6 protein-coding genes are annotated in these 10,631 nt (G+C 36.1%); 4 read left to right on the top strand and 2 right to left on the bottom strand.

The genetic code is table 11. The features are described from left to right. Nucleotides 1-504: 504 nt before the first annotated feature. The gene (locus H532_RS0113400) at nucleotides 505-1,596 is read left to right on the top strand and encodes an NAD(P)-dependent alcohol dehydrogenase (RefSeq protein WP_027725901.1); all 1,092 of its coding nucleotides are present in this window, start codon (nucleotides 505-507) and stop codon (nucleotides 1,594-1,596) included. Between the two features lie 289 nt (nucleotides 1,597-1,885). Here H532_RS0113400 and H532_RS0113395 read toward each other — a convergent pair whose 3' ends face one another. Together H532_RS0113395 and H532_RS0113390 are read right to left on the bottom strand one after the other, a co-directional pair. Continuing rightward, on the bottom strand, nucleotides 1,886-3,088 hold the full coding sequence (locus H532_RS0113395; protein WP_027725900.1) for a transposase: 1,203 nt from the start codon (nucleotides 3,086-3,088) through the stop codon (nucleotides 1,886-1,888). A gap of 196 nt (nucleotides 3,089-3,284) precedes the next feature. After that, the gene (locus H532_RS0113390) at nucleotides 3,285-3,842 is read right to left on the bottom strand and encodes a hypothetical protein (protein ID WP_027725899.1); all 558 of its coding nucleotides are present in this window, start codon (nucleotides 3,840-3,842) and stop codon (nucleotides 3,285-3,287) included. A gap of 1,353 nt (nucleotides 3,843-5,195) precedes the next feature. On the opposite strand from H532_RS0113390, the gene H532_RS0113385 reads away from it, so the two are divergent. The 3 genes from H532_RS0113385 to H532_RS0113375 form a co-directional block, all read left to right on the top strand. Continuing rightward, on the top strand, nucleotides 5,196-7,097 hold the full coding sequence (locus H532_RS0113385; RefSeq protein WP_027725898.1) for a dynamin family protein: 1,902 nt from the start codon (nucleotides 5,196-5,198) through the stop codon (nucleotides 7,095-7,097). A gap of 230 nt (nucleotides 7,098-7,327) precedes the next feature. Continuing rightward, nucleotides 7,328-9,283, top strand: a complete 1,956-nt coding sequence (locus H532_RS0113380) for a dynamin family protein (RefSeq protein WP_027725897.1) — start codon at nucleotides 7,328-7,330, stop codon at nucleotides 9,281-9,283. After that, on the top strand, nucleotides 9,280-10,631 hold a 1,352-nt coding region (locus H532_RS0113375; protein WP_027725896.1), incomplete at its 3' end, for a dynamin family protein. The genes H532_RS0113380 and H532_RS0113375, both read left to right, overlap by 4 nt.

Raw genomic sequence — 10,631 nt, 5'->3', positions numbered from 1 at the left:
TCAGAGGAGAAGCGCAAGGAAACACCGTGAAGTGAAGAGGGTCGTCAAAAAGGCTGAAATTCTCCATCAAAAGACGCGCCCTTCCATTGGTGTGAAGCATGGGCGTATCCCGTTGAACGGCCCAAGTTCATCCGCTTTGGGACAGCTTATCAAAGGGTTCAAGTATTAACCCAAAATATCAACCTGTGTGATTTTGATTCATTCTTTGAATGAACGAAATCACACAGGATACCAAGCGATAGCGCGGTAGGGTAGGCGTACAAAATTAGGGTGCCGGAGATATTGATCTATAAAGGTTGTCGAGAAAATCTTGACACATACTGACAATAAAATGGACTTGACCAAAGTGGATAACTATTGGTATAATCACCTTTAGTTATCCACATGTAGTGAAATGGTGTCAAACTTGAGTATAAATGACAAGCATCTTGTCAATATTAAAGGCAAATCCTCATAAAATTTTTTTGATGGGCATACATACAAACGAACAGGAGGGATACTCTCATGAAAACAAAAGCGGCAGTGATTCATACCAAAGGGGAAGACTTTAAAATCGAAGATGTGGAGCTATCCGAATTAAAGGCGAATGAGGTATTAGTTAAAGTGGTGGCTTCCGGAGTTTGTCATACGGATGCAGTTGCGAGAGATATGGGGTTGACGCCGTTTCCCGTTGTTTTAGGACATGAAGGCAGCGGAATTGTAGAAAAAGTCGGATCAGGTGTAAAAACTGTGGAGCCGGGAGATAATGTTGTCATTTCTTATGCTTCCTGCGGCCATTGTGAAAACTGTTTAACCGGTCATCCTTCGACATGCGTCAATTTTAATGATTTGAATTTCGGCGGAACGGATGAAGACGGAAATCATCGGATTCATCAGGATAGCAAAGGAATATCAACGTTTTTCGGCCAATCTTCTTTTTCCGCATATGCGATTGCAAATGAGAGAAACGTTGTGAAAGTGGATCAAGAGGTCGACATCTCTCTATTAGGACCGTTGGGCTGCGGAATTCAAACGGGGGCTGGCACGGTTTTAAATAAATTGAAGCCGGAGTTCGGTTCTTCCATTGCCGTCTATGGCTGTGGGGCTGTAGGGTTAAGCGCGATTATGGCAGCCAAAATCGTCGGATGCAAACATATCATCGCTATTGATATTCATGCGAATCGTTTGGAGATGGCGAAAGAATTAGGAGCTACTGCTGCATTAAATAGCAAAGAAGTCGATATTGTGAAAAACATTAAAGAGATTACGAATGGCGGCACTCATTATGCCGTTGAAACGACCGGTGTACCTGTTGTTGTCCGCCAATCGCTTCAAGCATTGCGTCCGCTTGGACAAGTTGCCATTGTGGGTGTTACACCTGAAATGACCCTCGATGTCCACAATGATCTGATGGCAGAAGGGAAAACGATGATGGGTGTGATTGAGGGAGAGGCAGTGCCGCAAGTGTTCATCCCTGAATTGGTTGATTATTATAAAAAAGGCCTGTTCCCGTTTGATAAATTAGTCCGTTTTTACAATTTTGACGATATTAACAAAGCCTTTGAAGATTCCAAGAATGGGTTCACCATCAAACCAATTTTAAAAATCGCACAATAGTTGCTTCTAACGGTGCTGTTTCATTTCCCGACAAGCACTTCTTTGAAGTTTAAAGATTAAATCTAATATATAATCCCGCAGAAATACTTTAAGAATTCTGTGGGATTTTGGTATGTGAGCATTTTGCAAAATTAGATTTTTATTAGAGCATTTTGCAAAATTAGATTTTTATTAAAAAGAGTTTTAAAAGAAACCCAAATAAATTGGGGTATTTTGTATCTTTGGTTTACAAATATTCTGTTTGTCCTTTTTTGGGCGTACTTGCAGAATTTTTCGCTTTAAAAATTTTTTAAGCGGTTTGTTGCTTTTTACTCTCTTTTGCCATTGCGAGAGCTGAAACCAGTAATACGATGGCGTTCAAGTAAATATGAGTTTTTACTTTATCGATTCCCCACACATGCAGGGAGTTCGCTGTAAGATAACTTTTCATTCTTGAATTGCACCGTTCTACACTGGTTCGCTCATTGTAAAGTTCTTTCCAACGTTTGGAATCGCGGTGTGGATTAGAGTACCGGCGAAGATCCTTATTCACGTTAATTTTTACTACCATTCCATAGTTGGAGGATGAACAGGCTGCCATTCCTAATGGGCAATCCACTTTTCCGGTTGCGTGTGGACATCTGAATTTGAGCTGATCCTTATTGGCTCCCCAATAAGTCATTTCGTACCCCATAGAACAGCGTGGGGTTCCATTGGAGGCAATTCCTTCGGGAGGCTCCTTTTCATTACGCAAATTGAGTGGAATAATAGCTTGAGCCCCAATGTTCTTGGCGGATTCGTAGTTTTTAAGCTGGTCGTACCCACCATCCATTATCAGGAAATCAATTTTAGAGTTTGTACAACTCTTTACTTGTTCAATTAATTGTGGTGCGACATCCCCATCGTTGATATGAGCAGGGGTTACTTCAATCGCCATTGGTAATTCACTTTTGGTGTCAACGGAAAGATGCATCTTATAGCCAAACCAAGTAATTTTATTACCGAAGGAATCAAACTTTGCCCCCCAATTGGCGTTGCCTGTTTGTTCACTTCGCTTCTTAGGCTGCTTCTTTTCGTAAGCATCAATGGCGGCACTGTCGATAGCCTGATGTTTTCCATCAATTACTCCTTCCTCTTGAGCTAACTGGACGAGATCTTGAAAGATTCTTTTCACGAGTCCAGTTTTGGTTAGTGAAGAAAATACTCGGCTAAGAGTAGAGATGGATGGTGCAGGCCTGCTAATATCTAAACCACATTGGTAACGAAAACGCAGGTCATTTTTCAATCGATTGTGAAGAGAAGTAAAAGTATCAATACCTTCTAATGGGGCAGCGATAAGAGCCCTTAATATCCCTTCTTTGGAATGTCCTTCAGCCCCTTGGGGTGAAGAACTTTTCAATTGTTTAGCATAAGGACGCAAATCTAGAGCACTAAAAAAGATCGGTAATTTCTCTTTTGACTCTAAAATTTGCAATTCTTCAAAGGAAAATAGACTTTCTTGTAGAATATACAAAGTGACTTCCTCCTTGTGGATTTTTGTGGTTTGGTTACTTCAAAATTCTACAAATAAGGGGTGAAGTCCTTTTTTATGATTTAGAAAACCTTATGGCTCTTGGGTTGAAAAATGTGCAAAATGCTCATTTAAAAAAAGGAACAGATCCACCTGTGATCTGTTCCACATGTCGCTTATGATGGCCGATCATTTTAGCTCAAAATGCCCCAACAAGATCTTTCTTGACGATGTCTTGATCCATCCTCCTAAGGACTGTTAACCACTTTTCGTTTGTAACTTTAAAATGCGTTTTCGCGATATCCTCATCTGCATAAATGTTCAACAAAGTGGAATGGATCGCTTTCATTTTCTTAAATGATTGGAGCTGCTCTTCGTTTAGTCGAGTTAATCCGCCCCTTATGCTATCGATATATTTCTTTTCTCTAAATAATAATTCTTTGGTGATGGATCCGGCTTCTTCTGTGTCAGCAATATGTGATTCAATGGTCATGAGGTCATTAAGATTGATCACGATATCATTTAACAGTAAGGATAGGCTTTGAAGATCCATTTTAGAGATAGCCCCGCTACTAATCGCTTTATTTAATATATCTTGATTTTGCTGTAAATCCAATTCAATCGGTTTTAATAAATTGTTTAGATTTTCATTGACATAGCCTTCCAATTTATGATTTTGCACGCGTAAATGAATGCAGTAAACAATGACACAAATAAAAATGACGAAGGCAAGGAGTGTATATACTTTATGCTTCACAAAACTCACTCCCCAAGCCTATCCATCCAAAAGTTTGCCCCCTGCTTTTTTCAGGTGTTGATGGCGTAACCCCGCTCAACTCTCCCCAAAAAAAGGAGTAGCATGCTTGTTAATTCCATTATTATCCTACAATTGGTAATTTTCAAGATTCAAAACAAAGTAATAATGTTGTATAAGTGTCATTTTGGCCATTTAGGAAATGGAAAGTGATGATGAAAGATACAGCTTGAGCATGATTTTTTACTAGCAACAAGAGGTTGCGCCTTATTGCGCCTAGAACTATCCATTCCATCAATAAGGAACATAGAGAAAGGATGGATGTACATGATTTTTGGTGAACGGTTAAAAAAGGAGAGAAAAAAGGGGTTGGTCACAAACGGAACTCGCTGAAAAAATGCATGTGAATTGCTAATCCGTTTTAAAATGGGAAACGGGTAAGAACCCAGTATTGAAGTCATCATTCGTTTAAGTGTCAAAGCGCATTATAAAAAAGATAAAGGCATAACTATTGATTTTTTGGCAGGATTAGAAATAGGGGACAAGCTTAGTGTCCCCCTTCGCCGTTCGACTCCCTATTTTTATACCGGTAGCTACTCACGGCAACCCTACAGAAGGATCATGGAACAGCGGGAAATGCAGTAAGCGGTCCGCTGTTTTTTTGCATGGAATAATGAGATACGTCTAAGGTGAGCGTGTTTTGACTGTTTTCATCTATTGAATTACCCTACTTTTCGCTAACGATTGGATTAACGGCTTCTTTATTCGTGTCGTTTCTCCTCAAGGAATGCCTCCAAACTCGGTGAACATGCCCATAGACAAAACTCCATATTTTGAGCATTTATGTTAAAAATATAAAATTATGTATGGTTTTTCTTAAGGGCAGTGGGATATGAGGACGGATTCGTTATCTCTATAGATGAGAGACCTCATCCATTGATACTTGCAAGGATGATGGTAAATCTCCTATATTCGTTACTTATTTTTGATATTGCCATTTGCTATCCTGCTATAACGTTTCTACAATGGGATTCTCTTTCAAACCTATGTGAGTTGGAAATATAGTTAATTTACTGTAAAAACTTGTTAAAAAAAATACAAGAATACCGTCAAAAATGGCATTTTATGTAGAATTTTGTAAATCTATATTATAAACTATAAATAAAGCATACATCCAATGTTTGGCAAGTTATATGACGTGTTTACAGATTTAAAAGTGGATTTTTTCAAATTCCTATGAGAACTAATGGTTCTATTCAACATCGTGTATTGGAAAAACATGACCTAAACGTAAAAAACACGTATCAATCCAAGCAAATATTCATTTTACTCAAAACTTGAAAGGATTGAAAACGGTTGAATAAGCATCAAAGATATATTGTGGAAGCCTTGGAAAAGTTGGAAGATTTAATCAAGAATGTGGATCCACTAATGTCCCACTTAAATACAAGAATTTCTGAATTAAAAAAGTATGCATCGGAACCTTTACGCGTAATGATTGCTGGTGAATTTAAGGCGGGGAAATCCACTTTTATTAATGCCATGTTAGGTCAGAAACTTCTTATCTCAGACGTTATACCCACAACTTCTATTGTCACAAAATTGACTTATGGTAACAGTTATAAAGTAATTGGTCACTTAAAGAATGGCAATAGTCGGACATTTAATCCTAACCAATTACAGCTACTTACCACAGAGAGTAATGAGGGTCAAGAACTTCGTAACAAACTATCCTTTATAGAAGTCCAATACCCTAATGAGCTATTACAATACATAAGTTTAATAGATACCCCTGGATTAAACGCGGATCATCAACATCATACTGACGCCACAAGGTTAGCTCTTCCACACGCGGACATAGTTCTTTGGTTATTCGATGTTTATAATATTGGTACAACAACACAGATGATCGAATTAGAGAAGTTAAAGAAAGATGCCATTCCTACCATTGGGATTGTTAATGGAATTGACCTATATGAAGGTGAAGATGAAGAACTGGAGGAACATATTGCATATAGTTCCCGCAAACTAAAAAGTGTTTTACAAGAATTAATACCGATATCTGCTAAGCTTTCCTTACAAGGAAAATTAGAAAAGGATTCAAAAAAACTTACATATGGGAATTGGGAAACAATAGAAAAGATCATTACAAAACTTATTGAGGATGACAGTCTTAAATTAAATCGCATTCTTTTACGCCTAAACAATCTATTGGAAGAAACGGATCAACTATTGTTAAAAGAAAAAACCAACTTAAAACTTAACGAAATTGAATCGCAATTTAATGGATTTCTCGAACAATTTCATAACCTTATAGATGAAAAAGCCCAGACGGAAATACAATTGCAGATATTAAAAGAAAAAATATCATATGTAAAAAAATCCTTTTCATATCCTTTTAAATCAATAGAGTTCTTAAGATCAAAACTTTGGAAATTGAGCCCAACATTAAATACCCTGTGGGTAAAAAAATGTGAAATAAAAATACTTAATTATGGGGAGCTTAGGGAACAATTCGAGTCGGATTTACAACAATTTTATAATAATGGTAATGAATTAAAAAGAGAATGGAGTGAAATAAATAGTCATATTATTATTTTTTCACAAGAAAGGTTAGAACGATTTAAGGATCATTATAATCGTTATCTGGATGATTATGAGCGACTAACAGAATATGCTGAAGAAATTGATCAATTGCAGGAGGAAATCGTTGAGAGTTTTAATCAATTTAAGGCGGATGTAAATCACGCTTTACATAACATTTTGGCGAATGAAATTGATTATGCAACGGGTTTAGCTAAAAAATGGAATGAACATTGTGACCAACTAAAACAATTGTTTGCGGTGGAGCTAGATAATCATAAGTTTAAAAGGATTAGATCTTATTATACTTTCTTACATTCTTTTATTACAGAAATTAAGCCCTGTATCGAAAGGTTTTTAAATTCAATGCTTAATTCTAAAGATATAAATGAAACGAAGTATCTTGTCGATAAAATAAATGTTCTATATGATCAGGGAATTGGTTTTGATTTTATCAGGAAATATGAAACCTTATTGAATTGGCCTAAAATAATGGCTCCGAAACTACCTGAGATTGATATTTCAGCAGATTTTATAACATTGATAGAAAATCAAGTAGACTGTCTACCTGAACCTTTAAAGTTCGATATTTCGGCTGTCCAAACAAGGATTAACCGAACGAGATTCATTGCAATTTGTATTATTATTGTCCTTATATATATGTCCTGTAATTAATGAAATTACTTGATGAGATAAACGGATGAGGAAATGAGATGTATCGCGCCACTATATATGGAGGCCCGTTACCCGTATGATAAGCAAATCTTTTTTAATCGGGTCTGTGGATAACGATACCACTTTTGAGTTAAAACTCTATGTAATAGAAATATCCAATTGTTTTTCCATAAGATCGTTATTATCTAAATTAAATGGGGTTTTACAATATTAAAGGAGTATGATTAGGATTGTCATTTTCTTTAAATGATTATATTCGGAAACGTGATTTTGTCTGTGAAAAGCTTGATAGACTTATATTAATTCTTAAAGAAGTTGGCTTTGACAAAGGGGTTAAAAAAGTCGAATTACATAAAACAAAAATAATAGAAGATTCCTTTCAAATTGCAGTTGTCGGGGAATTTTCAAGAGGAAAGTCAACGTTTATTAATGCATTGTTAGGAAAGAAAATTTTACCATCATTAGCCCGACCAACAACAACTATATTAAACATCATTTCTTATGGTGATGAACCGTCGATTACACTGTATTATCGGGATGAAGCAAAACTACCAAAAAGAATATCGGAAGAGGAATTTAAAAAAATCATTGCACCTATGGACCCAATTGAAGGGGATCCGGATTCAGAAAAAGAATATAAAGAAGCGGTTGAAAAGATAAAGGAGATTCGATTTGCTGACATTTCCGCACCTTTATCCTTTTGCAAGGATGGTGTAACTATTATCGATACACCTGGAACCAATGATTTGGACCCAGCTCGTGAGCAAATAACAAACAATATTATACCCAATGCGGATGCAGCTATCCTTTTACTTTCAGCAAAAAAAATATTAGCGCAGTCGGAAATGAGTTTTCTTAGGGATCGTTTGTTAGTCAATGATATTCAGAAAATATTTATAGTGATCAATTTTAAAGATGTCTTAGATAGCGATGAAAAGATTGAAAAAGTTAAAGACTTTACCCGAGAACATTTAAAGCCAATATTAGGAGACACAAAAGTATTTTTAATAACAGCTAAACAGGCTTTAAATGCGAGAAGAAAGATGAATGGTGAGGAATTGGTTAATAAGTTTGGGCACCCTATTCCAACATGGGACATAGAAGATACAGGGATACTTGAGTTTGAGGAAGCTCTATCGAAATTTTTACAATATGAAAGAGGGGCCATTAAACTTTTAAAACCTATACAAGCCTCAAATAAAATTATCGACCATGTAATAAATAACAGCATTGAATTTCAGCGTAAAACGCTTGTAAGTGATATTCAGCATTTAGATGAGAAGATTGAGGCATTTAAACCACGTGTAAGGAATGTTAGAAAAACCGGCAAAAAAGCGCTTCACAAAATTGAGTCTCAGCTGAGTTATAAAGGAAAAGAAATTATAAGTTGGTATGAAAAAGAATTAGATCATATCTCGTCAAGGGCTTTATCAGTTATTGATCGTTATGAATATCTAGACCCGCAAGCTATTGCAAGAGAAATTGAGGATGAAATTGCACCGCTTGAACGCACGCTTCATCTTGAAAAGAAAAAGCGTGTAGAAATGTCTATCTCGGAAATAATTAAGTTGGCAAGCCAAAATTTAGACCAGGAATGGGATAGGCTTAATCAAGCTTTTGATAGATTAATTAGTAATGATGAGGTGGTGACACTTTCCAGATTGTCTGAAGACCTTGCTCAGGATACTCAACAGCATCCTGACATTTTTGATGAAATATTTGAGGAACTGAATACCGCATGGACAAATAGTTCAAACCTTTTTGTCAAAGGGATGATTGCTGTAGGGGGTATTCTAGCTGGGATTATCTATGGCGGTGTCTCTTTGGTTAAATCAGGTATGGTAAAACTTATGGGAGAAACTACTCGAAGAAAGTTTCGAATTAAAATCATTAATCAATTTGAAACAAAAAATAAAGAAAAGGTAAGTGATTTAAAGCGGGAATGGGAAGTGTTAGGGAAGGCTTTGCGAACAGAGTTCAAAAAAATAATAGAAACTAATATTGCAGAGATTGAAAACCAGCTTAACCAGTTGCGCGAAAACACGCACCTTGAGCAATCTGAAATTCAGAGAAAACTGGAAAATTTAAACCGGCAGGAAAAGATGCTTCTAACATTAAAACAGGACCTTCAAAAAGTGTCTATAGCACTAAATACAAAAAAAGAGCTTGAAGGAGTACCCCTATGAACTATAAAGAAGAAATTCAAGAATTAAAGAAAATGATCAATATGGTCAGATCTAATGTACAAAGACTTATACCTAATAGTCGTTTAGTTCAAAACCTAGATGATCTTTATCAGGACATTATAGATGACTTTTATAGCATTGTTATTGTAGGAGAATTTAAACAAGGAAAGTCAACTTTTATAAATGCTCTTTTGGGAGAAAAACTTTTACCCGTTGATGTGACCCCGACAACTGCAACGATCAATGCTTTAATGTACGGTGACAAAAAAGGTCTTCAGATTATTAAAACTGATGGATCAACTGAGGACAAGCCTCTTACAAATGAAGTTTTGAAACAGTATACCGCAAACTCTGATTTTGATCCAGATCAAATAAAGTATTTAAAACTGTTCCTACCGCATCCTTTATTGGAAAATCGAGTGGTGCTTATCGATACACCAGGGATTAATGATTTGAATCAGCATCGAGCAGATATTACCTATAATTATATTCCAAAAGCTGATGTGGTTTTATTTATGATCGACTTAACAGCTCCGGTGAGGGGCTCTGAAAAAACATTTTTGAAGGACACGCTTCTAAAACAGGGAAAGGACCGTATTGTTTTTGTTGCTAATTTTGCGGATTTGGTTGACGAAGGGGAATTGGAAGATGCGCTGGATGTTGCACAAAGAAGATTAGCTAATATAATGGGTGAAAAAGAATTAACTATTTATCCTCTTTCTGCCATCTCGGCATTAAAAGGAAAGTTAGAAGGAGATAAGCAACTTGTTGAGAATTCAGGTTTACCGAAAATAGAAGAGCAAATCCATTCGATGATAAATTTGGGTTCTAGAGGTAAGGAAAAACTCCATGTTTTTCAAATGCGTTTTCGTTTCATTGCGGAGAACCTTTATCATGAAATAGAAACGCTACAAAATTTATCTCAACAATCCACGGAGGAACTAAAAGAACAACTTGAAAACATAAAAAAATGGTATGAACAACAAGAACAAATCAGAGAACAAATGATTGCCTATATCAAAGAACGTGAACAGGAAATACGTTATATTGTCAGAAAATCAGTTCATTATTTTGAAGGGTTACTTGAGGAAGAGACAGCCAATGTCATTAACCTTTTCCACGGATCTAATATAAAAATTTTGACAGAATCTCAATTACCTATTTTTTTTCGTTCCAAATTTACTCAATGGATCGATCGTTATTCTGATCCTATACATCTATTATTCTATAAATTGGAATATCAAATTTCAAAAGGCCTTACTGAAGCGTTTAAACAGACTGTAAATATTAAGTCAAATCAGCCAATAAATTTTCAATTTGATCCAACTGCGCCTGTAATAAATAATTA

Source organism: Tuberibacillus calidus DSM 17572 (genome assembly GCF_000430685.1).
In the GTDB taxonomy this organism is placed as follows: domain Bacteria; phylum Bacillota; class Bacilli; order Bacillales; family Sporolactobacillaceae; genus Tuberibacillus; species Tuberibacillus calidus.
Note: the sequence above shows the minus strand (reverse complement) of the source record. Positions and strands in the feature narration are given on the sequence as shown.

Excerpts from the sequence above, each read along its gene's own strand:
- H532_RS0113400 (WP_027725901.1), top strand. The coding sequence starts at position 505 with ATGAAAACAAAAGCGGCAGTGATTCATACCAAAGGGGAAGACTTTAAA.